A 26,063-nucleotide genomic window follows, 5' to 3' on the forward strand; every position below is an offset into this window, starting at 1 on the left:
CAATGAAGTTACAGCTGCAGCAGACGACGCGGGTTGTGGATCATTACCTGTTCGATCAGCTCCGGGCTCAACAACAGCTCGCGCATGCACCGGGTCTGGGCTGCATGATCGGCCACGTGTTCGAAACGGGTGTGCGGCCAGTCGCTGCCCCAGATCAGCCGCTGGTCATTGCCCATGGCCTGGCGCAACACGGCGAGCGAGCGTCGTGACTGCTCAAGCGTTGCGCCCGAGCGATACGGCGCGGAGACCTTGACCCACAGCTGCGGAGAACTCACCAGCGTCAGAAAGCGCTGATGATCGGGGAGTCCAGGAGTAAGCTCACCCTCCTTCGGCAGGCCGAAGTGGTCGATCACCAGTGTCACGCCAGTCTCGATCAAGCTCGGCAGAAAGTCGGCGAGATCGGCCACGCTGCGCTGGATTTCTACATGCCATCGGCGGCGCGCCAGCTCACGATAGAGCGACAGCCATTCCTCCCCGAGATAGTCCGCCGGTGTCGCACCGATCAGATTGAGGCGAATGCCGACCACGCCCTTCGCTCCCATGCGATCCAGCTCCGCCATGGAGATGGCACTGTCAACCACTACCACGCCCTTGAGGCGCTCAGGAGATGCGGCAAGCGCCTGCAGCAGGAAACGATTGTCGGTGCCCAGAAAGCTTGGCTGGACCAGCAGGCCATGTGACAGCCCCTGCGAATCCAGCTGCGCCAGATATGCGTCGACCGTGGCATCATACTCAGGGCAATAGCGACGACCTTCCACCATGGGGAGGTCATGAAGAAAGACATGGGCGTGGCAATCAACGCCACGACAGGAAGTCAGTGAATCTACAGTCATCAGGGTCACTCACTATCGATGTGTATGTCAGGAAGCAGGAATATCAGGCCATGCCTCCCGTAATTCATGCAAACATATATATGTATTTCGAGTGACAGGTTAGCGTAAAACTTACGCTGATAGCAGAGACCCATGACCAAAGGAGTAATGCATGCCGCAAGCACGGTCAGTTCGGGGGATCACTGGAACGGACAGCCGACTACCGCTTTACCAGCGCCTTCGCGATGAATTCCTTCTGCAGATCGCCGAGGGTCATTGGGTGCCGGGCACCCCCATCCCGACCGAAGCCGAGATGACGCGAGAGTATGAAGTCGCGATCGGCACGGTTCGCAAGGCCATCGAGACACTGGTGCAGGACGGTATCCTGGAGCGCCAGCAAGGACGCGGTACCTTCGTTCGCCGCCCGGAATTCACGCATTCGTTGTCGCGCTTCTTCCGTCAGGTCGACTCGCAGGGCATTACCCGGATTCCGGAGAGCGATATCCTGTCATTGGAGAGCGAGCCAGCCAGCCAGCATGTCAGGCAGGCACTGAACCTTGGAGCCAGAGCAGGAGTCATCCACTTGGAGCGTCTACGCCGCCTGGAGGGAAAACCGCTGTTCCATGAGCGGATCTGGCTCCCTCAGAAGCGCTTTGCCGCACTGCTCGAAACCCCGAAGGATGCACTGGGTGACCTGCTCTACCCGACCTACGAAACACTATGTGGGCAGCTGGTCGCCCATGCGCGGGAAACACTCTCCATCGGCGTGGCAGACGCATCTACCTCTGAGCTGCTAGGTGTAGCCCTCGAGACACCAGTCGTGGTGATCGACCGTATCGCCAGCGGCTTTGATGGCACTCCGTTGGAGCTGAGGCGCTCCTACGGTATCGCCAGCGAGTTCCGTTATCAGATCGAGATCGCCTGATATCTCAAGAGGGAGAGAGCAGGATGCAACGATGGAAATTTCCAGCGCACGCTAGAACATGTTCCTGAGGTCAAGCCTTCATGCCCCGCGAGAAACCTATAAGCCTGCACCCTTCATCTACGTGAGGTAGTGCAAAAACAAGAAGCCCCTGACCGGTTCGCCTGTCAGGGGCTTCTTGTTTCTTGCGTCAGAGCAGGCTCATCAGCGCAGGGCTTGTCAGAGCGCCCCACCCAACCCGCTCGTTCAGGAAGATGGGGGTTGTGGACGCCCGGGCTGGGACGCGTACTCGACGCCATGCGCCTGCAGATACTCGCGGATCAACTGACGGACGACCTGAGACGGCGTCTGATCCTGCGAGGCACACAGCTGCTCGAAGGCCTGCTTCTTGTACGGGTCAATCATCAGGGTCAGGCGTGCGGTCTTCTTTTCCATCTTCAGCTCTCCCGAAATCATTAACATCAGATGGTAATGCCGGGACGCCGATACCGACAAGCCAATCCTTGTGAACCCGAGTCGAACCTTGTGACCCCGCACCGAACCTTTGGGCAAGCGAATGACGATCATGCTAATTACATGTTAATGTTTTTACCATGTGATTATCATGTAATCATGACAGGGCAGTCCGTCACAGACGGCTGGCCTGCTGTCGCCTGGCGCAGTGACATGTTCGGACATGCCACGCCATGCCCTGAAACGGCCAGCACCAGGTCCAGCGTCGAGATTCCCTCCGCGAGGACCCGCCCCGATGACCTCCAAGCGCTCTCCCATGCGCCTGCCCCCGATTGCCACCGGCCTGCGCAGTGCATGGCACTCAGGCTACGGCCTCACCGATCTGCGTCAGGACATCCTGGCCGGGTTGACCATCGGCACCGTGGCAGTGCCGCTGTCCATGGCACTGGCCATCGCGGCCGGGGTCGCGCCACAGCATGGCCTTTATACGGCCATCGTCGCGGGGGCAATCATCGCCATGACGGGCGGCTCACGCGTCAACGTCTCTGGGCCCACCGCGGCCTTCGTGGTGATCCTGTTTCCCATCGTTCAGCAGTACGGACTCGGCGGCCTGTTGATCGCCACCATGATGGCGGGGGCGATTCTGGTACTGCTGGGGCTGACGCACATGGGGCGGCTGATCCAGTTCGTGCCCTATCCGGTCGTGCTCGGCTTTACCGCCGGCATCGCCGTGGTGATCGCCGTCCTGCAGGTGCCTGACTTTCTGGGCCTGAGTGTCGGACAGCTCAGCGAGCACTTCGTCGAGAATGTCGGGCATATTCTGGTCGCCCTGCCGACGCTGAACCCTCATGAGCTCTCCATCGGGGTCTTTTCACTGGCCGTCATGCTGCTGTGGCCACGCCTGCACCTGCCCGCCCCTGCACCACTGGTCGGCTTGATCGTCGGTGCACTGGCGGCCCATGCGCTCGACCTCGCCTTCGGCGGTGACACCCAGGGCCCGCTGGTGGAAACCATCGCCTCTCGCTTCAGCTGGGAAGCGGCGGGCAGCAGCGGCACGGGCATTCCGCCCATCGCCCCAACGTTGGTGGCTCCCTGGCAGCTGCCCGACGTGAATGGCCAGCCGCTGACACTGGATTTCGAGCTGATCCGTGCATTGATGGGGCCCGCCATCGCCATTGCCATGCTGGGGGCGATCGAATCCCTGCTGTGCTCGGTGGTATCCGATGGACTGACGCGAACGCGCCATGACCCGGATGCGGAGTTGATCGGCCAGGGGCTGGGAAATCTGATAGCACCGTTGTTCGCGGGCATTACGGCCACTGCCGCCATCGCACGCACCGCCACCAACATTCGCTGCGGAGCCCGTTCACCACTGGCGGCAGTGGTGCATTCCGCGGTGGTACTGCTTGCGGTGATCGCACTGGCGGATCTGCTGGGGAAGGTGCCGATGGCAACATTGGCGGCGCTGCTGTTCATCGTCGCCTGGAACATGAGTGAAGCTCGCCACTTCGTGCATAGCCTGCGTTCCGCCCCGGGAGGCGATGTGGCGATCCTGTTGATCTGCTTCGGCCTCACCGTGCTGTTCAACATGGTGCTGGCGGTAGCAGTTGGCGTCGGTCTGGCGGCGGCGCTGTTCATACGCCGCATGATGCAGCTGACGCAGACCCGCCAGATCACCGACACGCCACAGGGCGAGGCGCTTCGCCAGACACCGTGCGAGGGAAGCGACAGCAGCGCCATCGCGCTCTACGACATCGATGGCCCCCTGTTCTTCGGCGTGGCCGAGAAGGCGCTGACCTCACTGCGCCTGGTCGATGACAGGGTCCGGGTCGTGATTCTCGACATGAGCGATGTACCGAGCATGGATGGCACGGCCATCGTGGCCCTGAAATCCCTGATCGATGACATGCATCTCCAGCGAGTGGCGCTGATTCTGGCGGGGCTGCCGAGCCATCTGATCGTCAAGCTGCGCCGGGCCGGCATTCACACGCGTGCGCACAAGCTCAGCTGGTGCCGCAGCCTGCCACGCGCCGTCGCCGTGGCACGTCGCTGGCTGGGCGAGCACTAGCCTAGCGAGCATCGTGCTCTGGCTATCTTCACAGGCCGCTTGCGCGCCTGCAGGCCGCGTTTTCACATCTCCTGATACGACAATGCCTCTGATCGGTGACGATCAGAGGCATTGTCGTGGGTCATGACTTCTTGGCGAAATGCTTACCTCGCGAGGGGCTTGCCTATTGTGGGACTTGCCTCTTGAGGGGCTTGCCTCTGAGGGGCTTACCTGTTGTGGGGCTAAGGCGCATGAACGCCTTCGAACATGCGTCGGCGCGCGCCTTCGAGATGCGCCCGCATCGCGCTTTCGGCCGCCGAGGCGTCCTTGTCGGCAATCGCATCGATGATCGCCTGATGCTCATCCTGGACGATGCGCAGGCGTTCCTCCGAGGCGCGCAGTGACAGGCCGCGCGTCAGGTTCATGCCCTCCTTGATGCTCTGGTTGAGCGAGCGCAGCACGGTGGCGTAGTAGTGATTGCTGGCCGCTTCGGTGATCGCCAGATGGAACTCGAAGTCTTCATCCGAGGCGCGATCATGGTTGAGATTGGCCTGGTTGATGGCTTCGAAGCGCTGGCGAATGTGCTCCAGCTGCTCCGGGGTGCGCCGCAGTGCGGCAAGGCCTGCCGCACTGGCCTCGACATTGGTGCGAAACTCGAAGCAACGCTGGATGTCGGCGATGCTGGAGATGCGCGCGAATTCGAGCACGGCGCTGTCGGGTCGATTGATGACGAAGCTGCCCGAGCCCCGCCGCGAGACGACGAGATTGTCCTCGCGCAGCCGCGCCAGCGCATCACGCAGCACCGGGCGCGACACCTCATACAGCTCGCACAGGCGCGCCTCGGTGGGCAGCTTCTTGTTGACGGGGTAATCACCGCTGATGATGGCCGCCAGAATCTTCTCGTAGACCACCAGCGCCAGTGAATGCTTGGCTGCGTCACTCATCGTGTCATGTCGCCCTTTCTCATCACTCTTAGTCCACCTTCAGGCATGTCGGATGGTGTGCAATTCTACCGGAAACCCTGCCAGTTGAGGAAAGGCCGCGCGGCTGACGCCCGTTCAGGCATCCTGGGGCTGAGTCGCTTCCTCTGCCTGCGGTGCCTTGCGCCCTGCCTTCACGCCGTTGACGATGATCATGCTCCACACCGCCACCGCGGCGATGGCCAGCACCATGGCGATGGGGCGGTCCACGAAGGCGGTCAGGTCGCCATTGGACTTGAGAATCGAGCGCATGAAGTTGCTCTCGACAATCGGTCCGAGAATCACCGCCAGAATCATCGGCCCGACCGGGAAGTCGTTCTCGGCCATGAAGAAGCCCATCAGACCGATGCCGAGCATGATCCAGATATCGAACATGGCATTGTTGGCCGCGAAGGCACCGACGATGCAAAACATCAGGATCAGCGGGAACAGGATGCCGGTGGGAATCGACAGGATGTGACGCGCCCCACGGATCGCCATGAAGCCCAGCGGCAACAGCAGCAGGTTGGCCAGCACGAAGACCATGAAGATGGCGTTCACCAGCGGCGCCTGGTCGGTGAAGACGTCCGGCCCCGGGGTGATGCCCTTGGTCATCAGGACGCCGATGATGATCGCCGTCACCGTATCGCCCGGGATACCGAACACCAGCGCAGGAATGTAGGCACCGGAGAGCGAGGCATTGTTGGCGGAACTGGCCGATACCAGGCCTTCGGGATGGCCCTTGCCGAACTTCTCCGGCGTTCGGGAGAACTTGCGGCTGACGGCATAGCTGATCCAGGAGGCGATGTCGGCACCGGCGCCGGGCAGAGAGCCGATCACGGTTCCCAGTGCCCCGCCGCGCAGCACGCCACCCTTGTACTTCCACAGGGTCGAGCCGACGCCCTCGAAGGGACGCTTGATGACCGGCGGTACGATCGGCGCCGGGTTGCGCGTCTCTGGCATGCGGCGGATCAGCTCGGAGATCGCGAACAGGCCGATCAGCACCGGCAGGATGGAGATACCGGCCAGCAGGTCGTAGTTGCCGAAGGTGAAACGCATCTGGCCGGAGACACTGTCCATGCCCACCATCGCGATGACCAGGCCCGCCAGCATCGAGATGCCGCCCTTGAGCGGATCACGCCCCGAGACGAGAATCGCGCAGGACAGCCCCAGCAGTGCCAGCCAGAAGTACTCATCGCTGGTGAACTGGATGGCGAACTCGGCGATGCGCGGTGCGAAGAAGGCCAGGATCAGCACCCCGATCACGCCGCCGATCATCGAGCAGGTCACGTTGAGGCCCAGCGCCAGACCCACCTTGCCCTGCTTGCCCATGGCATAGGCCTCCTCCGTATAGACCGCCGAGGCTGGCGTACCGGGGATTCGCAACAGCGCCCCGGGAATGTCCCCGGCCACGATCGCCATGGCCGTGGCGGACACGATGGCGGCGATGGCCGGCAGCGGGTCCATGAAGAAGGTGACCGGCACCAGCAGGGCCGTGGCCATGGTGGCGGTCAGGCCCGGAATCGCGCCCATGAACAGCCCGAACAGGGAGGCGGCCAGGATGATCAGCATCACTTCCCAGGTGAAGACCATCGTGGCGGCTTGCAGTAAGTCACTCATCAGTAGATCACCTTTTCCAGCAGTCCCAGCTCGAGCGGCACGTGCAGCAACTGGCCGAACACGCCCCAGATCACCCCTGTCGCCGTCACCGCGATGCCGGCAGCGGGCATCCAGCGACGATGATGGAAGGTGTAGAGCAGCAAGGTGAGCAATACGAAGGACACCACGGGGAAGCCGACCACCGGGGTGAGATAGATGTAGGCGATGATGGAGGCACAGATGGCCACCAGCGTCAGAATGAAGGTGATCAGCGGCACGGGGTGCTGCCAGGCAAACCAGACTTCACGATTGCGCAGCCCACGGACGAGCAGGATGGCCCCGAACAGTATCAGCAGTGCGCCGATGACGGTGGGAAAGGTACCGGCCCCATATTCCTGGCGCGGCAGGTTCTTCAGGTCGAGGGAGGCATATATGACGGCAGCCCCGAAGGCTGCCGTCACCACACCCGTTACCTTGTCGTTGGTACGCATGTGCGGTTACTCATGAAGACTCAGGAGGAAACGTTCGAACACCAAGCGATGCGACGTGCTCAGTTGGCCAGCCCCAGCTTTTCGATGGTGGCAGCGTTCTTTTCATCCTGATCTTTCATGAAGGCACGGAACCCTTCGGCATCTTCCCACACGGTGCCGTAACCGCGGCTGGCCATGAAGTCCTGGAACTGCTCGGACTTCCAGACCTTCTCGGTCGCTTCAGACAGGCGCGCGGTGACCTCTTCCGGCAGGCCCTCAGGGCCGACCAGACCACGCCAGGAGCCCTGGCTCCACTCGGAACCGGTCAGCTCCTTGGCAGACGGAATGTCCTCGAAGGAATCGACACGCTCATTGGCGAGTACCGCCAGCGCCTTGACGCGACCCGACTGGCGCATGGATTCGATTTCCGGCAGCGAGGAGAACACGATATCCACGCCACCGGCGGCCAGTTCCTGCAGGCCCGGTGCCGCGCCTTCGCTGGGGACCAGCGTCACGTCATTCGGGTTGATGCCCTGCTGATCCAAGAAGCCCGCGAAGGACAGATGGTAGGCCGCCCCCGGCGCAGAACCGGACACGGTGTAGTCACTGGGGTTGGCCTTCAGCGCCGACAGGGCATCATCCAGTGTCTTCCATTCCGAATCGGCATTCACCGTGAAGGAGGCGTAGTCCAGGTTGAGCAGCGCGATCGGCGTGAAGTCCTCATAGGACAGTTGCGCGGTGCCGATGTGCTGATAGGTGGCGATCTCTGCCGTGCCAAGCCCCAGGGTATAGCCGTCGGGACGCGCCATCTTCATGGCCATGTGCCCCACCACCCCGGAACCGCCGGTCTTGTTGACCACATTGACCGGCTGACCGAGCTCTTCCTGCAGGCCCGCCGCCAGCTGACGACCGACCGCATCGGTACCGCCACCGGCAGACCAGGGCACGATCAGCGTGATGGGCTTGTAGGGATAGTCGGCTGCCATCACCGCGGAAGCGGACAGGGTCAGCACGGAGGCGCAGAGGACTTGTGACAATTTACGCATGGCGAAGACTCTCTCGTTGTCTTGTTATGGAGGCGTTGCGTGGCTGTGTCGATTGTGGCGTTGCAGCGTGAGGCAGCCGCTTTGAGGGTTGGCGATGACTGCCCCGAATACGCAGATCAGTGTCAGCGGGATGCACGAATTTTACAAGTTATGACAACTTGAACTTTAGACCAATCCAAAAATGGACGGCAGGGAGGGAGCGGGAGTTGTAGGTCGTGACAGGCTGGCCGGATCAACCCCTAGGATAGCCGACCCCGGCCCCTGCGACCCTTATCCAATGGCCGCAACGCCTTGCAGATCGTCGGCCGATCCGCATCGCATGCATTGCCACAAGCCATTGATTTATTTGATTTATCAGGAATTTCACGACAAATCAGTCTCTCGACTGATGCGCACAGTCCCCTCTCCCAATAGCCCCGGTCAGCACCGCGCGAACCAGGCCTCAAGTCAGCCTTCTCATGTCATTTGATAGGCGGGACTGCACTAAAGCACTATTCGCTAGTTGTCATTATTTGTTTGTCGAACCTGTTTGTCTGGGCTAAGGTGACTCGTGCCGAGAGGGAGCCGATGCTCGCCGCAGGCCCCTCCACCTTTCATTCGCCATGCCGCCTCCAAGAGCGTACGGCTTTCCACCGTCAGGAATCCCACATGTTCACCGATCTCAAGCAGAAGAAAGTTCTCATCACCGGCTCTACCAAGGGCATTGGTCTGGCAGCCGCTGTCGCCTTCGCCCGTGAGGGTGCCGTGGTCGGCATCAACAGCCGTCAGCAGGATGACGCCGCGCGTGACGCCATCGCCCAGCTGGAAGCCACCGGGGCACGCTTTGAATATTTCGCACGTGACCTGTCCACCAGCGAAGGCTGCGCCGCACTGGTGGAAGACTTCACCAAGGCCTTCGGCGGCATGGACGTGCTGGTCAACAACGCCGGTGGCCTGGGTGTGCGTGCGGGACTCGAGAGTCTGGACGATGCCGCCTTCGACCTGGTGATGGACCTGAACCTGCGCTCCGCGATCATGACCACCAAGTACGCCATGCCGCACCTTAAGGCCTCCGCCAAGGACTCCGGCACCACCGCCAGCGTCATCAGCACCGGCTCCATCGCGGGTCGCGAAGGCGGCGGTCTGGGCGCCTCCCTGTACGGCGGCACCAAGGCCATGCTGCACAACCTGCATCGCAACTGGGTGAAGGAATTCACCAAGGACAACGTGCGCTTCAACATCGTGTCGCCGGGCACCATCGATACCGTCTTCCATGCCGACAAGAGCGAAGAGCTGCGCACCAAGATCGCCGGCAGCATCGCCATGGGCCGTTTCGGCACCTCCGAAGAATGCGCGCCGACCTTCCTGTTCCTCGCTTCGCACGCCACCAGTGGCTACATCACCGGTCAGGTGATCGACATCAACGGCGGCCAGATGTGCCCGTAAGGCATGTCGTCTGCCACCTTCAGCGCGGTGGAATGACGTGAAGTGACGCGCAATCCCCAAGGCGGTGACGCCTCGACTGGCCTGGCCTGTCGAGGCGCCTGCCCCCCCCTGGCCCTCCACGCGTCCTTCGCACAGCACCTACCACGCACCGTAGGCCCCACGCTCCGTATGCCCCACGCACAGCACGCCCAACGAAAAGAGAGACGCCTCATGTCACCTTCCGATCAGACGACACTGCGCGGCCATCAGCTCATCGGCCAGCAGAGCCTGCTGGCTGACGGCAAGCCGGTTCATGCCATCAATCCTTCCAATGGCGAACGACTGGACCCCGCCTATCCGGCCGGTGGTGCCCGCGAGGTGGAGCTGGCCTGCCAGCTGGCGCATGACGCCTTCGACAGCTTCCGGGAGACGGACGCCGAGACCCGCGCCGGCTTCCTCGAGACCATCGCCGAGGAAATCGAGGCCATCGGCGAGCAGATCACCGAACGCGCCCTGCAGGAAACCGGCCTGCCGCGCGCACGTCTGGAAGGCGAACGCGGCCGCACCTGCGGTCAGCTGCGTCTGTTCGCCGGTGTCGTACGCGCCGGGGAATGGCTGGATGTGCGCATCGACCCGGCCATGCCGGAACGCAGCCCGATGCCACGTGCCGACCTGCGCCAGCGGCGCATCGGTCTCGGCCCTGTGGCAGTATTCGGGGCCAGCAACTTCCCGCTGGCCTTCTCGGTGGCCGGTGGCGATACCGCCTCGGCCCTCGCGGCGGGCTGCCCGGTCATCGTCAAGGCGCATTCCGCTCACCCGGGCACGTCCGAGCTGGTCGGCGGTGCCATCCAGCGTGCCGTGAAGCGCTGCAACCTGCCGGAAGGCGTCTTCTCGCTGCTCTACGGCAGCGGCAACACCCTGGGCCAGGCACTGGTCAATGACCCGCGCATCCAGGCCGTGGGCTTCACCGGGTCGCGCAGTGGCGGCACGGCACTGCTCAAGACGGCTCAAGCCCGCCCGCAGCCGATTCCGGTCTACGCCGAGATGAGCAGCATCAACCCGGTGCTGCTGATGCCGGCCGCGCTTGAGGCCCGCGCCGAAGCGCTGGGACAGGCCTTCATCGCCTCGCTCAACATGGGTGCCGGCCAGTTCTGCACCAATCCGGGGCTGGTGCTGGCACTCGAAGGCGAGGCGCTGGAGCGCTTCCTCAACACCGCCGCCGACAACGTCGCGGCCAGTGCCTGCCAGACGATGCTGACGCCAGGCATTCATGACGCCTACCGCGGTGGCGTGGAGAAGCTTTCCGCCCTGCCTCAGGTACAGGAAGTGGCGCGCGGTGCGCTGGATGGCGATAACGCAAGCCCGTGTCAGACCGCGCTGTTCCGCACCACCGGCAGCGACTTCCTGAGTGAAGCCGCATTGCAGGAAGAAGTCTTCGGTGCCAGCTCACTGGTCATCGCCTGTCGCGATCTGGACGAGATGCGTGCGGTCTGCGAGCACCTGGAAGGCCAGCTGACCGCCACCCTGCATCTGGACGATGCCGATATCGATGCCGCGCGCAGCCTGATGCCGGTCCTCGAGCGTCGCGCGGGGCGCATCCTCGCCAATGGCTGGCCGACCGGTGTCGAGGTCTGTCAGGCGATGGTCCACGGCGGCCCCTGGCCTGCCACTTCCGACAGCCGCACCACCTCGGTGGGCAGCGCGGCGATCGAACGCTTCCTGCGTCCGGTGTGTTACCAGGACCTGCCCGAAGCACTGCTGAGCCCGACCCTGCGTGACAGCGCCGACCTGCCACGCCTGGTGGACGGCAAGCGCCAGCACTGAGTCGCGCCATCACTGAGCCTGTCGGCAACGGGTACGCGACAATCAGTACGCAACAAGTGACGCGCGACCAGCAAGACGGCGCAGCACTATCGGTGCAGCACTATCGGTGCAGCACTAGCATGACGGGGCGGCTTCGCCAGCCGCACCGTCATGGCTGACAAATACAAGGAATGTCTCCAAGACAAAGGACACGCCATGATGTCTGAGCAAGCCAGCGCGTCTGCGACGCCCACCTCTTCCCCTTCTTCCTCGCCACTGGAAATCCTCGCCTTCGGCGAAGCCATGGCCATGCTGGTCGCCGAGAGCGAGGGAGATCTTGCGCACGTCTCACATTACGAGCGCCGTATCGCCGGGGCCGACACCAATGTCGCCATCGGCCTCGCCCGCCTGGGCTTTCATGTCGGCTGGCTGAGCCGCGTGGGTGACGACAGTCTCGGGCGCTATCTGCGCCAGACCCTGCAAGACAATGGCCTGGACTGTCGCCATCTGACTCGGGACAACGAGGCGCCCACCGGCCTGATGTTCAAGGCGCGCGCCAGTCAGGGCGAAGACCCCCATGTCGAGTACTTCCGCCAGGGCAGCGCCGCCAGCCGCATGAATGCACGCGATGCCGATGGCATCGACTTCAGCGCCTTGCGCCACCTGCATGCCACCGGCATTCCGCCGGCCATCTCCCCCAGCTGCCGCGAGCTGTCCTTCCACCTCTTCGAGCAGGCCCGCGCCTCAGGCGCCAGCATCTCGTTCGACCCCAATCTGCGCCCCACCCTGTGGTCGAGCGAGCGTGAGATGCGCGACACCCTCAATCAGCTGGCAAGCCGCGCTGACTGGGTACTGCCGGGACTGGCGGAAGGCGAACGTCTGACGGGCCACAAGACCCCCGAGGCCATCGCGGGCCACTACCTCGAACAAGGTGCCAAGGCCGTCATCATCAAGCTCGGGCCTGAGGGCAGCTATTACCGTGGACTGATCGGTGGCAAGGAAGCCGCCTTCAGTGTCCCCGGCCAGCGCGTCGACCAGGTCGTCGATACCGTCGGTGCCGGCGATGCCTTTGCGGTGGGTGCCATCAGCGCCTTGCTCGATGGACTGTCACCTGAAGCTGCCATGCTGCGCGCCAACCTGCTGGGCAGTCGCGCGGTGCAGGTGCGCGGTGACATGGAGGGCCTGCCGGATCGCCAGACACTCACGGCGATCGAGAACGGAGAGGCCGCCAGTCTCGTGTCCTGAGCCGCGATCTGCGCTTGTCGATCTGCGCCTGTCGATCCGTTCGTGTCGAACGCTCATGAACTCAAGGAGACCTCCATGCACGCACAGCACTACTCGCCCCAGGGTGCCAGCCAGATGGCCAGCGACGCGGCCAACCCCCTGCCCCGCCGCAAGGTCGTGGTGCTCAAGGCACTCGACGATGACCAGATGAGCACCCTGCGCGAGCATCATGATGTCGTGGTGTTGCCTGAGGGCCTGTCCACACAGGCGCGGGAAGACGCGCTGCGCGATGTCCTGCGCGATGCCCACGGCCTGATCAGCTCAGGCCATGTGATCACGCCATCGCTGCTGGACGCCGCCCCTGTACTGCGGGTGATCTGCTCGGTCTCGGTGGGCTATGACAACTACCCGCTGACGGCGATGAACGCGCGCGGCATCCTGTTGTGCAATACCCCGGATGTGCTGACCGAGACCACGGCGGACACCGGCTTCCTGTTGATCATGGCCACGGCGCGGCGCGCGGTGGAGCTGGCCTGCAAGGTTCGCGATGGCCAATGGACAGAGAGCCTCACACCGTCCCACTTCGGCACGGATGTGCACGGCAAGACGCTGGGCATGATCGGCATGGGGCGCATCGGCGCAGCGATCGCACGGCGCGGCGCGCTCGGCTTCAACATGCGCATCCAGTACTCGAACGCCTCCCCAAAGCCTGAGCTGGAAAGCGAGCTTGGCGCGACCCGTGTCGAACTGGACTCACTGCTCGAGACCAGCGACTTCGTGTGCGTCACCGTCCCGCTCAGCGAGCAGACCGAACGCCTGATCGGCAGGCGCGAACTGGAGTTGATGCCCGCCAGCGCCTTTCTGATCAACATCGCCCGCGGGCGCGTCATCGATGAAGGGGCCTTGATCGAGTGTCTCGAGCGCGGCGGCATTCGCGGGGCGGGGCTGGATGTCTTCGAGCAGGAACCGCTGCCGGCAAGCTCGCCGCTGACGCGCCTGCCTCAGGTCGTGGCGCTGCCGCATATCGGCTCGGCGACCCATGAGACCCGGCGCGCCATGGCGCAGCGTGCGCTGGACAACCTGCTGCTGGCGCTGGCAGGCGAATCCCCCTTGAGCGCGGTCAATGAAACCCACTGGACACGCCGCTAGCACAAACCCGCCTGCCAGACCAAAGTGCTGAAGGGATAGCCGAGGGATTGCTCTATGCTGACGACAAGGAATTGGAACAATCCAAAACGCCAGCGCCCCAGCCCAGGCTTGGGATGACAACAAGAAAATGCCCAGGAACGACGCCATGAAAGCGCCCATCACGCCACCCCCTGCTCGGGAAGATGCCGACCCGTCATCACAGGGCCATTCGACTCAGGGCCATTCGACTCAGGGCGCCTCGAGCAGCATCACGCTCCAGGATATCGCGGCCCACGCCAAGGTCTCGCGCAGCACGGTCTCGCTGGTGCTGCGCGAAAGCCCGCTGGTGGCGAAGCGCACCCGCGAGAAGGTCCAGGCCTCCATCAAGGCGCTGGGCTATGTCTACAACCGTGGCGCCGCCGCCATGCGTGGCAGCCGCACCGCCACCCTGGGCGTGGTGGTCTATGACATCGCCAACCCCTTCTTCGGCTCCATGGTCGCGGGTATCGATGCCGCCCTGCACCAGGAAGGCTATGTGTCATTCCTCGCCAACAGCGAGGATTCCCCCGAGCGCCAGCAGCGCTTCATCGAGCGCATGCGTGAACATCGCGTCGATGGCCTGCTGCTGTGCCCCGCCGAACACACGGACCCCAACCTGATTCATCAACTGGCCGACTGGGGCATGCCCTGCATCCAGGTGATGCGCTATCTGGACGCGCCGCCCTTCGATTACGCCGGCACCGATTTCCGGCGCGTGGCCGAGATGGCCGTCAATCATCTCGTCGGCCTGGGCCATCAGCGCATCGCCTTCATCGGCGGCGCGGATCACTCGGTCAGCCATGACCGCTGGCTTGGCTATCAGGCCGCGCTGGATCGCCACGGCCTGGCCTATCGCCGCCTGGTGCGTGGCAACGGCGTGACCCGACGCGTCGGTCATGAACTGATCAAGAGTCTGATGCAGGAAAGCCCGCGCCCGACGGCGGTGGTCTGCCACAACGACCTGGTGGCCTTCGGCGCCATGCTGGGCCTGCGCCAGATGGGGCTCGAGCCCGGCCGCGACTGCGCCGTGATCGGCACCGATGACGTCGAGGAAGCCGAACTGGGCGACCCGCCCCTGACCAGTATCGCCACGCACCCCTACGCCATCGGGGAGCAGGCGGCGCGCCTGGCCTTGCGCCGGATCGCCAACCCCGGCGGCGAGCGAGAAAGCGTCATCATGCCGCCGGAACTCAAGATACGCCGCTCCTGCGGGAGTCCTGACGACGCCATCGTCGCGACGCCCCCGAAGGACTGATACCAAGCTTCAGCTGATCGGCACGTCATGCCTGGAGAGCATCGACAAGCCGCGCAGCCCCCGAGCATGGACCGGCAGTCTGGAGACTGTCGGTCTGGCAAGCGCAAGACGGCAAGACTGCAAGACCAGAAGGTGCAAGGCACAACAACAAACAACGCCAAGGAAAACGCCATCATGCTGAATTGGATCAATCCAACCAATGCCTCTCGCTCTATTTCCACCTCCACCTCTATCTCCACCTCTCCCTCCCAGTGCTCACGTCTGGGCTCTCGTTTGAGCGCCCGGCTAAGCAAAGGGCTAGGCAAGAGCCTGGCCGTCGCGGCCACCACCGGCACCCTGATCGGCGCCACGCTCGGCGTCTCGGCCAGCGCCCAGGCGATGGAGCTGCGCTTCGGCCACGCCGGCACCGAAGATACCGCCTATCAACTCGGCGCCGAGCGGCTGCGCGACCTGCTCGCCGAGAAGACCGATAGCGACATCACCATGACCATCATGGGCAACTCGGTGCTGGGCCATGAGACCGAGATGTTCGAGCAACAGATGGCCGGCGCGCTGGACATGTCCATCGTAAGCCCGGGGCTGATCACCGACTTCTCGCCCACCGCCAACGTGTTCACGATCCCCTTCCTGTATCGCGATGTCGATCACTGGCAGAAGGTGCTGGATGGCGATGTCGGCCAGGAGATCGCCCAGAAGATCAGTGACGAGACCGATGTGAAGGTGCTGGCCTACTTCGGGGGCGGCAAGCGGCATATCGTCAGCTCGCGCGAGGTCACCTCACTCGATGAACTTGAGGGCCTCAAGCTGCGTACCAACCCGACCAAGCCGCTGATCGTCGCCTGGCAGGCACTCGGGGTCGAACCGAGCGTGGTGGCCTGGAAGGAGATCTACACCGCCATCCAGCTGGGCGCGATCCACGGGCTGCTCAACGAGCCGGAATGGACCCTACGCATGCGCTTCCACGAAGTCGCGCCCAACATCGCGCTGTCCGAGCACGACATCACCGTGCGCCTGCTGACCATGTCCAAGATGTCCTGGGACAACCTGGATGAGCAGCAGCAGAAGACCCTGATGGAATCGGCCCATGACGCGGCGGCCTATGCCCGCAAGGTGCAGCTGGAGCAGGACGCGGATGCTCTCGCCGAGCTCGAGAAGCAGGGCGCCAAGCTGCATGAGATCGACCGTGAGCGCATGCAGGAAATCGTGGCTGAGCCGCTCAAGGAAGTGATCGCCGAGATGGGCCTCAAGGAAATCTACGACAAGGTGCGTGCGGTCAAGTAAGCCACGCCTGGGGGCAGCCCTGCAGCGTCTGGCTGCCCCGCCGTCAGGTTGGCTTGAATGATCTCGCCGCCTTGCGTCGAGCTCCCTCCCCCCTCGCACTCTTCTTGAGGACAGTGCCATGCATCCTGTGCTCTCAGGGCTTTCGCGCCTGAACCGGACGCTCGAACGTCTGCTCTATCTCGTCTTGCTGGCGCTGCTGGCAAGCTTCATCGTCTTCATCATCTATCAGATCGCCAGTCGCAATCTGGCCTTTCTGCCGCGCCTGTTCTGGACCGAGGAATTCAGCCGCTTCGCCTTCCAGTGGATGGTGATGCTGGGCACTGCGGTCGGGGTGCTGCACGCCGACCACTTCGTGCTGGAAGCCTTTGCGCGTGGCAGCCGTGCCGATCTCGTCACGCGCTGGATCCGTGATCTCGCCTGCCTGTTGCTGGGGGTACTGTTCATCTTGCACGGCAAGGACTTCGCCCTTTCCGGTCTGCGCCGCAGTGCGATGGCCTCGGGACTGTCGATGATCTACGTCTACTCGGTATTCACCGTCAGCGGCATCTTCATCGTGCTGTTCAGCCTGCAACGGCTGCTGCATGCCTGGCTGCACGGCATGCAAGCCATGGAGAAGGCGCTCAATACGCCCAATGAGGCGGAAGAACTGGCAATACCGGAGGAGACGGCAGCGGTTCTGTCTCCCGCCATCGCCAGCCATGCGCATGGCGCGACTGATCGGAGGCCCCTGTCATGATGCCAATGGACTGGCTCTACCTGATGCCCTGGCTGCTGTTCGGCGTGCTGGGCGTGTTGATCGTGATCGGCATCCCCATCGCCATGGCGCTGGTGCTGACGGCGACGACGCTGATTCTGCTCGACCCGCGCCTGACCTACTGGATCATGTTCCAGCGCATGTACAACGGCATGGATTCCTTCGTGCTGCTGGCCGTGCCGCTGTTCCTGCTGGCCGGCAACCTGATGAATGCCGCCAGGATCACCGACCGGCTGATCACGCTGTGCATGCGTCTGGTCGGCCACTTCCGGGGCGCGTTAGCCCACGTCAATGTGCTGGTCAGCATGCTGTTTGCCGGGGTGTCCGGCTCCTCCACCGCCGACAGTGCCGGCGTGGGCACGGTGCTGATTCCGGCCATGAAACGCGAAGGCTATCCAGTCAGCTTCGCCGTCGCGGTCACCGCAGCCTCCTCCGTGATGGGCACCATCATCCCGCCGTCGATCAACATGATCGTGTGGGGCGCGCTGACCAATACCTCGATCGCCGGCCTGTTTCTGGGCGGCATTCTGCCCGGCGTGATGATCGGCGTGGCCCAGCTGCTGCTCAATACCCGCTATGTCCGCCGCTATGATGTGCCGGTGCGCAAGCGCGCCACCCTCAAGGAGCTGGCCAGCTCCGGCAAGGATGGCCTGCTGGCCGCCGGGATTCCGATCGTCATCATCGGTGGCATCACCCTGGGCATCGTGACCCCCACCGAGGCCGCGGTGATCGCGGTGGTCTATGCGCTGGCGCTAGGCTTCGTGGTCTATCGCGAGCTGGATCTCACCAAGTTGCTCAATGCTTCCACCGACACCGTCAGGCTGTGCTCGCTGTCGCTGTTCAGCCTGGTGGGCGCGGCCATCTTCGGCTATCTGATCAGCTTCTATCAGATTCCGCCCAAGCTGATGGCGGGCGTCAGCATCACCGACCCGACGGTGCTGTTGATCGTGATGACCATCGTGCTGCTGGTGATCGGCACCTTCATGGATGCCCTGCCCGCGATGGCGATCATGGCGCCCATCTTCTATCCGCTGGCGATGTCGGCAGGCGTGCACCCCGTGCAGTTCGGTGTCATCGGCGTGATGGCGCTGGGGCTGGGCCTGATCACGCCGCCCTACGGCCTGTGCCTGATGATTTCTGCCAAGATAGGCGGCATCCCTCTGCTCAAGGCCATGGCGACCACCATGCTGTATCTCGGCGTGATGCTGGCCGTGATCCTGCTGATGATCCTGTTCCCGGAATTCGTGCTGACCATTCCGCGCCTGATCGCCCCTGACTTCGTCTGACCCGACGTATTATCCGGACATTCCGAAAACTCTTTTAGGAAAGTCCGGAACTGCCCATTTCTCATCCTCGCACACCTCCCATCCTCCCCCTAGCGGCTCATTTTTGCCCGCCTCACCCCGGCGGGCCGGGCCGCACTAGCGGCACGAACCCGCGCCAAAAGCGCGCCAACGTCGTGATCTGTCGAGAGATCCTCCTCGCCTCAGGGTGATCGCCACGCCACAGGTCATGGCATCGTCTTGGGCCTTTGCGCCGATAACACGCTCAAGATGAACGACTGATTATCATGTTTTGATTGAAAGTCTTTACGCCATCTGCCGCTATATCCCGCCGCCTGCCTGTTCCAAGATTCACTGCGTCGATTGCCCGCGCATCGGCATTGTCCCCCTTCTTCCCATGACCAGACAGGCAGCCACCATGAAACGTCCCTTCTCCCTTGCTCTTCTCGGCCTCTCGGTCGCCTTCGTCAGCATGACCGCCCACGCCGATGACCACTCCACGCTCACACCGTCCAGTGAAGTCGTCCAGCAGTCCGACATCGACTGGGGCTACCTGAACCCGCTGCGCGGTGACCAGAGCCCGGCGGCCGGCGACCTGTGGGGCGACCGCACCAAGGATGGCGCTTCAGGATTTCTGGTGAAGTTCAACGAAGGCTTCTCCTCACCGCCCCACATCCACAACATCACCTACCGTGGCGTGGTCATCCAGGGCGAGGTCCACAACGATGACAAGAACGCCGATGAGCAGTGGCTGCCCGCAGGCTCGTTCTGGATCCAGCCGGCAGGCGAATCGCACATCACCGCGGCCAGAGACAAGGTCAACATGGCCTACATCGAGATCAATGAAGGGCCCTACCTGGTACAGCCGGAATCCGAGGCCTTCCACAACGATGAAGAGCCGCTGAATGTCGCCGAAAACAACATGGTGTGGCTGGATGCCAATGACATCCGCTGGATCAACCTGCCGGGCAGCGACGACGCCGAGCAAGGCCCGAAGACCGCCTTCCTGTGGGGCAACCCGGACGTCGGCCAGCTGAGCGGCCGCCTGGTGAAACTGCCGGCCGACTTCTCCGGCGAGATCAAAAGCCACGCCGACGAATTCCGCGCCGTGGTCATCAAGGGCGCCCTGACCCACGAGACCGAAGGCAAGGACGACAGCCAGAGCCTGGCGACCGGCAGCTACTTCGGCTCTCAAGGCGAGATCACCCATGACATCACCACCGGCGCCGACGGCGAGACTCTGCTCTACGTGCGCACCAATGGTGATTTCGACATCGTCGAAGACTGAAACCTGCGGTCGTCTGAACTCTTGGTTCTGAGTTCTGAGCTCTGAGCTCTTGGCTCTGAACTCTTGGCTCTTGGCTCTTAGCTCTGAATCAGCAGACATCGCGACCTGCAGCAAACACGAACGGCCACCCCGGTCTCAAGACCGCGGGTGGCCGTTCGTGTTTGCATTTGTGTCTGGATTGCGTACTCGCCGTCAGGCCAGTCTTTGGACCGCCATTTCGAGGCCACGGATTTCCGCCAGCCCCTTCATGCGCCCATACAGTGGATACCCCGGGCGGGTCTCGCGCCTGGCATCATCCAGAATGTGGTGGCCGTGATCCGGGCGCATCGGCAAGGGCGCGCCGCCAGACACCAGACGACGACGCTCTTCCGCGACCAGCACGCTGATGATGTCCACCATGTCCAGGTCGCCCTCGAGATGCTCAGCCTCATGGAAGGAGCGCTTGTCCTCGCTGTCACGCCCGGTGGCCCGCAGATGGGCAAAGTGGATATGTGGGGCGAAGCGCCGCGCCATGATGCACAGATCGATCTCCGGATTGGCCCCGTAGGAGCCGGTGCAGAACGTCAGGCCATTGGCGGGGCTGGGCACGACGCCCAGCAGCCAATCGGCATCCACCATGCTCGAGACCACGCGTGGCAGGCCAAACATCGGCCGCGGCGGATCATCGGGGTGGATGGCCAGTCGAATGCCGACCTCTTCCGCCACCGGCACGATGGCCTTGAGGAAGATGGCCAGGTGCTGGCGCAGTCGCGCGGCATCGATACCGTCATAGGCCGCAAGCGCCGCTCGGAACTGGGCCAGCGTGTAGCCTTCTTCCGCCCCCGGCAGCCCCGCGATGATGGTGCGGATCAACGTCTCGCGTCCGGCATCATCGAGCGACGCCAGATGCCTGAGCGCGGCCTGCTGCTCTGCGCTGCTGTACTCGTGCTCGGCGCCGGGGCGCTCCAGTAGATAGAGATCAAAGGCCGCGAAGGCATCCTGATCAAAACGCAACGCCGTGCCGCCCTCCGGCAGCTGCCAGGCGAGGTCAGTGCGCGTCCAGTCCAGCACCGGCATGAAGTTGTAGCACACGGTGCCGATCCCGCATTCCGCCAGGTGGCGCAGCGACTGCTGATAGTTGGCGATATGGCGATCACTGCCGGGCGCGGCCTGCTTGATGCTCTCATGCACCGGAATGCTCTCGACCACCGACCACCTGAGCCCAGCCGCCTCGATCTGCGCCTTGCGCTCACGAATGGCCTCCAGCGGCCAGACCTCGCCGTTGGGAATCTCATGCAGCGCCGTCACGATACCTGTCGCGCCGGTCTGGCGAATTTCCTCGAGCGTGATGGGGTCCGCGGGACCGAACCAGCGCCATGTCGCTTCCATGTCATCTCCTTGACGGTCAAAGGGGGCAAATGCCACCTGCCGACAAAATATGACAACTTGTATCAGCTGCTGCCATGCGACCTACGTCGCTGCCAGCGAGCGGCTCTCCCGGCGCCCTTCCCTCTGAAGGTGGGCTCAACCCTCGATCACGTCTCGAGATACCAGGCCGATCAGATACCCATCGCGCTCACACCTCACAAAAAATCCATTACAATCAGTAGATTGCTAACATTACTCAATAGCTCACCATCATTCCTCTTTGCGCAATCGTTGCCACACCCCTTTCGTGACAAGTCTGTTGGCGGCCACCAAGACGCGCTTTTCGGGTCACGACACTAGACTTATTGCTCATCAAAAGTTGTCAATATTTGTTTGATCAGTCATCCCTTCCCCCCTATAGTGAGTCTCGAAAGCACATCAGACGCACGTGTCGACTGATCACTTGGGCCAGGCACGTTGCCGAGAGCCGAGACTCCTTACCTATACTGACGACGGACGCCATATGACTGCCATTACCTCCACAGAGCATCCCAGCTACGCCGAGCTCTCCTCCGTGACCCGCGAGCGTTTGATGCGCGCCTCCACCGCCTCCCTGCACACCCTGCTGTTCAAGCGCGGTCTGCGGAACACCTTCATCCAGAACGTGGTGCAGATGAACAACAGGACCACCCAGATGGTGGGCCAGGCCTTCACGCTGCGTTACATCCCGGCGCGGGAAGACATCGACACCGTCGCCGCCTTCCGCGACCCCAAGCACCCGCAGCGTCTGGCGGTGGAAACCGTGCCGGCCGGTCACGTGATGGTGTCTGACTGCCGCCAGGACGCCTCGGCCGCCAGCGCCGGCAGCATTCTGCTGACACGTCTGGAGTATCGTCAGTGCGCGGGCTTCGTCTCCGATGCCGGCATTCGTGATTCAGGCGCCGCCGCCGAGATGAACCTGCCGATCTTCTGCGCCAAGCCGAGCGCGCCGACCAACCTGACCAAGCATCACGCGGTAGAACTGCAGGTGCCGATCGGTTGCGGTGGCGTGCCGGTCTTCCCGGGCGATGTGCTGGTCGGCGATGCCGATGGTGTCATGGTCGTGCCGCTGGAACTGGCCGACGAGATCGCCGAGGAAGCCAGCCAGATGGAAGATTTCGAGGATTACGTGCTGGAGAAGGTACGCAACGGCACGCCGGTGATCGGTCTGTATCCGCCGACCGACGAAGCGCGTGCAGAATTCGAACGCTACATGGCAGCCAAGCAGTAACCGGCTCGCCAGCCGCCGTCTTGTCCACGGCGGCCACGGACGACAGGCCACGCCGACCTGTCGTCCGCCATCTCTCCTGCCTCAATGCGCCTCGAGTGACCACAACCATAACAACACTGGAGTCATGCCATGACCCGTTTGAACAGCCGTCTCAATAGCCATCTGAATAGTCCTCTAAACAGCCGTCAGGCCAACGTGCACGCCAACCCTGATGCCAGTCAGCACTCCCGCGCAGACCGCAAGCGCCGCAGTCGTCCGCTGCTGGCCTTGCTCGCCCCGCTGGCCCTGTCCGGCATGGTGGCGGCCTCGCCCTTCGTCAGCAGCGGCGTGCAGGCCGACTATCCCGTACGTGACATTCGCCTGATCGTGCCATGGCCGGCCGGCGGTGGTGCCGACGCCATCAGCCGCAAGATCAGCAACCTCGCCGAGCAGGACCTGCCGAAATCGATCTACGTCGAGAACATCGGCGGCGCCATCACCGCTACCGGCCTGATGCAGCTCAGCAAGGCGCGTCCGGATGGCCATACCGTCGGCGTACTGACCTACGACAGCATCATCACCCTGCCCCGCGGCAACCTGGTGCCCGGCTATTCGCTGGACCGGATGATCCCCTTCGCCCGCATCACCAAGGAAGCGGATGCCATCGTGGTCTCCAGGCAGTCCGGGTACGAGAATTATGAGCAACTGATCGAGGCCGCCCGTGCAAACCCCGGTACCGTGAGGATCGGCGTCGCTCCGCAGGGCTCTGGCCCTTACCTGGCGGTACGCCGCCTGGAAGCGGCAGCGGGCGTCGAATTCAATGTCATCACCTACCCGGGCTCTTCCACCGCCGAAGCCGAGGCTCTGCTCTCCGGTGAGATCGACGGCGCAATCTCGAGCCTGGGAGACTTCTCCGGCATTCTGGATTCCGGCGATGCCCACGGCCTCGTCGAGTTCTCCTCCGAGCAGAATCCGGCCTACCCGGAAGTGCCGCCGATGAGCGAACTGGGCGGCAATCTCGAGACCGGCAGCTTCATCGTGCTGGCCGTGCCCAAGGGTACACCGGAGGATGTGGTCAGCACCCTGGAAAGCGCCTACCACAGCGCCTACGAGACACCAGAATTCCAGAAGTGGATTACGGGAGTCGGCGTCACACCCAGCTGGCTGGGGGCCGATGAGGTCAACGCCTGGATCGAGGACTATCAACAGAAGACCTTCACTGCCATGGATGAACTCGGCCTGTAGACGCGCTGGCAGGCGGCACCTCTGAGTGCCGCTGCAACCCCACGTCTACCCGTCCTCTTTCACTTCCATCGTCAAGCGGCGCCCGGCCACGGGCGCCGCCAGGGAATTCTGTCATGTCTCCTTCCGCCTCTCCTCCCGTCCGGCGTCACTGGCTGCTCAGCGGGGCGACACCGCTGACGCTGGCCATGACCGCCATCAGCGCCCTCTATCTGATCAGTGCCTTCCAGATGGCGCCGCCATTGGACAATGGCCGCCTGACGGCCTCCTTCTTCCCCGCCCTGATCGGCAGCATCGCGCTCGTGCTCTGCGTGGCGCAGCTGGTGAGCCAACAACGGGCGAACCGTGGCTCCCGCAGCAGCGAGTCCGCCAGAACTGAGACCGTCAGCGCTGAATCCACCAGCACCGAGACCGCCAACGATGACGCCTCCAGCGCGGACAGCGACGCAAGCTCGCCTCTCTTCTCGCCGGCGCTGCGCCTGATGCTGGTGACCGCGCTCTATATCCTGGCGTTCTCGCATCTGGGTTACCTGCTGTCGTCAGCGCTGTATGTCTTCGCGGTGATGCTGCTGTTCGCGGGGCGCGACAAGTGGATCAGCAAGGCAGTGATCGCCTGCGCCATTTCCGCGCTGGGCTATGGGCTCTTCGAGCAACTGTTCAACGTCCATCTCCCTGCGCTGGATCTGTCTGCGCTCGGCCTGGGCAACGGGAGCTGACCCATGGAATTCATTGCCCAGGTATTCTCGAGCTTCGCCCTGCTGCTCGACCCCGTGATCCTGTTCTACGTGGTCGCCGGCTTCGTGATCGGCACCATCTTCTCGGCCATCCCGGGTCTAACCGCGACGCTGGCACTCGCCCTGCTGCTGCCGCTGACCTATAGCCTCGATGTCACCACCGCCCTGATGGCGTGTGCCAGTATCTACATGGCCGGCATGTGTGGCGGCAGCATCACGGCCACCACCATCAATATTCCCGGCGCGCCGTCCTCGATGATGACAGCGCTGGAAGGCTACCCCATGCAGCAGCGTGGCGAAGGCGCGCTAGCGCTGGGCCATGCCTCCTTCGGCTCGATGATCGGCGGCAGCCTCGGTGCGCTGCTGTTGATCGTGCTGGCCCCCTTCATCGCCGAGGCCTCACTGCTGGTCAAGACGACGGGCAAGTGCGCGCTGATCGCCTTCGCGCTGATCGTGATCGTGGTCGCCCAACGCGGCAACATCCGCAAGGCTGGCATCACCGCCTGCCTGGGCCTGATGCTCGCGACCGTCGGGCTGGACGCCATGCAGCCGCTGACCCGCTTCACCTTCGGCATCAGTGAGCTGACCGCCGGGATCGATCTGATGCCGGTCATCATCGGTACCTTCGCCATCAGCGAGCTGTTGATCCAGGTCGGCAACCGCAAGAAGGACGCCGCCATCCGCCAGCAACTCAAGGCCAGCCAACAGCTCAAGCGGCGTGATTTCATTCCGCCGCTGAGTGCCATTCGCGAGATCGGCCTCGGCTGCTATCTGAAATCGACCTTGATCGGTTATATGGTCGGCACCCTGCCTGGCGCAGGGGGCTCGATGGGTGGTTTTCTCGCCTACGTGGAAACCGTGCGCACCTCGAAGAAGCCGGAGAGCTTCGGCAAGGGCAACCCTCAAGGTATCGCCGCCGCCGAAAGCGCCAACAATGCCGTGTGCGGTGGCGCCCTGGTGCCGATGCTGACCTTCGGGATTCCGGGCGACCCGGTGACGGCCATCGTGCTGGGAGTGCTGGTGATCAACGGCATCCAGCCGGGGCCGCAGCTGATGGCCTCGCAATCCGGACTGATTGCACCGATGCTGGCCTCACTGCTGTTCAGCGCGCTGATCCTGATTCCTCTCACGCTCTACCTGATGGGCCCCTACTTCCTGCGCATCGTCACGATCCGCAAGGACGTGCTCTATGGCGCCATCGCACTGCTGGCCATGGTCGGCAGCTTCGTGGCCACCTACTCCGTGTTCCAGATGATGATGACGCTGGTGCTGGGCATCGTCGCCTACCTGATGCGCAAACATGATTATCCGGTGATCACGCTGCTGCTCGGCTTCATCCTCGGCCCGAACCTGGAAGAATTCCTGCGGCGCGCGCTGACGCTCTCCAACGGCAACCCGATGACCTTCATCACCACGCCGGACAGCCTGTTCTTCGTCGTGTTGACGGTGGTCTTCGTCTACTTCCTCGGCATTCGCAAACCGGTGCAGTTGAATCAGGCAACTCCCGAGAAGGCAGGTTCGACGGGCTGAGCCTCCCACAAGGCCCCGGGAACGAGCCTATCCATAAGCTCCCGGGGATGAGCTCAGCCACAAGCTCCCGGGAATAAGCCCAGCCACACGCTCCATGCCTGAACGAAAAATGCCCGCTACCGAAAGGTAGCGGGCATTTTCATGTTCTCTCGTCGCGCGGACCAACCGATCACCACGACTGCCAACACATCACG

General features: G+C 63.2%; 22 protein-coding genes. 15 read left to right on the forward strand and 7 right to left on the reverse strand.

Annotated features, from left to right (window positions below; translation table 11 throughout):
- Nucleotides 1-8: 8 nt before the first annotated feature.
- Nucleotides 9-833: an amidohydrolase family protein gene (locus H2O77_RS10645; RefSeq protein ID WP_276315199.1), complete on the reverse strand. Its 825-nt coding sequence runs from the start codon at nt 831-833 to the stop codon at nt 9-11.
- A gap of 151 nt (nt 834-984) precedes the next feature.
- On the opposite strand from H2O77_RS10645, the gene H2O77_RS10650 reads away from it, so the two are divergent.
- Nucleotides 985-1,737, forward strand: a complete 753-nt coding sequence (locus H2O77_RS10650; protein ID WP_215823002.1) for a GntR family transcriptional regulator — start codon at nt 985-987, stop codon at nt 1,735-1,737.
- A gap of 243 nt (nt 1,738-1,980) precedes the next feature.
- On the opposite strand, the gene H2O77_RS10655 is transcribed toward H2O77_RS10650, so the two are convergent.
- Nucleotides 1,981-2,169, reverse strand: coding sequence for a ribbon-helix-helix domain-containing protein (locus H2O77_RS10655; protein ID WP_215823003.1), 189 nt, complete (start codon nt 2,167-2,169; stop codon nt 1,981-1,983).
- A gap of 313 nt (nt 2,170-2,482) precedes the next feature.
- Here H2O77_RS10655 and dauA point away from each other — a divergent pair, with 313 nt between their 5' ends.
- Nucleotides 2,483-4,255 carry a C4-dicarboxylic acid transporter DauA gene (gene dauA / locus H2O77_RS10660; protein ID WP_215823004.1) on the forward strand — a complete coding sequence of 591 codons (1,773 nt, stop codon included), beginning with the start codon at nt 2,483-2,485 and terminating at the stop codon, nt 4,253-4,255.
- 221 nt (nt 4,256-4,476) lie between these two features.
- On the opposite strand, the gene H2O77_RS10665 is transcribed toward dauA, so the two are convergent.
- The 4 genes from H2O77_RS10665 to H2O77_RS10680 form a co-directional block, all read right to left on the reverse strand.
- The gene (locus H2O77_RS10665; protein WP_215823005.1) at nt 4,477-5,178 is read right to left on the reverse strand and encodes a FadR/GntR family transcriptional regulator; all 702 of its coding nucleotides are present in this window, start codon (nt 5,176-5,178) and stop codon (nt 4,477-4,479) included.
- A 114-nt stretch (nt 5,179-5,292) separates the two neighbouring features.
- Complete coding sequence (locus tag H2O77_RS10670) at nt 5,293-6,813, reverse strand: tripartite tricarboxylate transporter permease (RefSeq protein WP_043334188.1); 1,521 nt, start codon at nt 6,811-6,813, stop codon at nt 5,293-5,295.
- On the reverse strand, nt 6,813-7,283 hold the full coding sequence (locus H2O77_RS10675) for a tripartite tricarboxylate transporter TctB family protein (protein WP_107334525.1): 471 nt from the start codon (nt 7,281-7,283) through the stop codon (nt 6,813-6,815). The genes H2O77_RS10670 and H2O77_RS10675 overlap by 1 nt, the downstream gene beginning before the upstream one ends.
- Nucleotides 7,284-7,342: 59 nt before the next feature.
- Nucleotides 7,343-8,308, reverse strand: coding sequence for a tripartite tricarboxylate transporter substrate binding protein (locus H2O77_RS10680; RefSeq protein ID WP_043334189.1), 966 nt, complete (start codon nt 8,306-8,308; stop codon nt 7,343-7,345).
- Nucleotides 8,309-8,956: 648 nt separating this feature from the next.
- Between H2O77_RS10680 and H2O77_RS10685 the strand changes: the two genes are divergently transcribed.
- From H2O77_RS10685 to H2O77_RS10725, 9 genes are all read left to right on the forward strand, one after another.
- Nucleotides 8,957-9,733: an SDR family oxidoreductase gene (locus H2O77_RS10685; RefSeq protein WP_107334523.1), complete on the forward strand. Its 777-nt coding sequence runs from the start codon at nt 8,957-8,959 to the stop codon at nt 9,731-9,733.
- A 210-nt stretch (nt 9,734-9,943) separates the two neighbouring features.
- Nucleotides 9,944-11,536: an aldehyde dehydrogenase (NADP(+)) gene (locus H2O77_RS10690; RefSeq protein ID WP_215823006.1), complete on the forward strand. Its 1,593-nt coding sequence runs from the start codon at nt 9,944-9,946 to the stop codon at nt 11,534-11,536.
- 195 nt (nt 11,537-11,731) lie between these two features.
- Nucleotides 11,732-12,760 carry a sugar kinase gene (locus H2O77_RS10695; RefSeq protein WP_240548574.1) on the forward strand — a complete coding sequence of 343 codons (1,029 nt, stop codon included), beginning with the start codon at nt 11,732-11,734 and terminating at the stop codon, nt 12,758-12,760.
- 75 nt (nt 12,761-12,835) lie between these two features.
- The gene (locus H2O77_RS10700; RefSeq protein ID WP_240548575.1) at nt 12,836-13,888 is read left to right on the forward strand and encodes a D-glycerate dehydrogenase; all 1,053 of its coding nucleotides are present in this window, start codon (nt 12,836-12,838) and stop codon (nt 13,886-13,888) included.
- 145 nt (nt 13,889-14,033) lie between these two features.
- The gene (locus tag H2O77_RS10705) at nt 14,034-15,161 is read left to right on the forward strand and encodes a LacI family DNA-binding transcriptional regulator (protein ID WP_215823007.1); all 1,128 of its coding nucleotides are present in this window, start codon (nt 14,034-14,036) and stop codon (nt 15,159-15,161) included.
- A gap of 174 nt (nt 15,162-15,335) precedes the next feature.
- Nucleotides 15,336-16,442 (forward strand): TRAP transporter substrate-binding protein, encoded by a 1,107-nt coding sequence (locus H2O77_RS10710; RefSeq protein WP_215823008.1) that lies wholly within the window; start codon nt 15,336-15,338, stop codon nt 16,440-16,442.
- 118 nt (nt 16,443-16,560) lie between these two features.
- Entirely contained in the window at nt 16,561-17,178 is a 618-nt protein-coding gene (locus H2O77_RS10715; RefSeq protein ID WP_215823009.1) for a TRAP transporter small permease, read from the forward strand.
- On the forward strand, nt 17,175-18,482 hold the full coding sequence (locus H2O77_RS10720; protein WP_054557135.1) for a TRAP transporter large permease: 1,308 nt from the start codon (nt 17,175-17,177) through the stop codon (nt 18,480-18,482). The genes H2O77_RS10715 and H2O77_RS10720 overlap by 4 nt, the downstream gene beginning before the upstream one ends.
- Nucleotides 18,483-18,897: 415 nt before the next feature.
- Nucleotides 18,898-19,767, forward strand: coding sequence for a DUF4437 domain-containing protein (locus H2O77_RS10725; protein ID WP_215823010.1), 870 nt, complete (start codon nt 18,898-18,900; stop codon nt 19,765-19,767).
- Between the two features lie 192 nt (nt 19,768-19,959).
- Here the strand turns inward: H2O77_RS10725 and uxuA are convergent, their stop codons facing one another.
- Nucleotides 19,960-21,135: a mannonate dehydratase gene (uxuA, locus tag H2O77_RS10730; protein ID WP_215823011.1), complete on the reverse strand. Its 1,176-nt coding sequence runs from the start codon at nt 21,133-21,135 to the stop codon at nt 19,960-19,962.
- A 502-nt stretch (nt 21,136-21,637) separates the two neighbouring features.
- On the opposite strand from uxuA, the gene H2O77_RS10735 reads away from it, so the two are divergent.
- The 4 genes from H2O77_RS10735 (at nt 21,638) to H2O77_RS10750 (ending at nt 25,869) form a co-directional block, all read left to right on the forward strand.
- Entirely contained in the window at nt 21,638-22,384 is a 747-nt protein-coding gene (locus H2O77_RS10735) for a ribonuclease activity regulator RraA (protein WP_052384648.1), read from the forward strand.
- A 129-nt stretch (nt 22,385-22,513) separates the two neighbouring features.
- A complete protein-coding gene (locus H2O77_RS10740) occupies nt 22,514-23,608 on the forward strand; it encodes a tripartite tricarboxylate transporter substrate binding protein (protein ID WP_240548576.1) in 1,095 nt (364 codons plus the stop codon).
- Between the two features lie 113 nt (nt 23,609-23,721).
- Nucleotides 23,722-24,321 carry a tripartite tricarboxylate transporter TctB family protein gene (locus H2O77_RS10745; RefSeq protein WP_215823012.1) on the forward strand — a complete coding sequence of 200 codons (600 nt, stop codon included), beginning with the start codon at nt 23,722-23,724 and terminating at the stop codon, nt 24,319-24,321.
- A gap of 3 nt (nt 24,322-24,324) precedes the next feature.
- Nucleotides 24,325-25,869, forward strand: coding sequence for a tripartite tricarboxylate transporter permease (locus tag H2O77_RS10750; protein WP_215823013.1), 1,545 nt, complete (start codon nt 24,325-24,327; stop codon nt 25,867-25,869).
- Nucleotides 25,870-26,063: the final 194 nt, after the last annotated feature.

This window comes from Cobetia sp. 4B, from assembly GCF_018831605.1.
Classification (GTDB): domain Bacteria; phylum Pseudomonadota; class Gammaproteobacteria; order Pseudomonadales; family Halomonadaceae; genus Cobetia; species Cobetia amphilecti.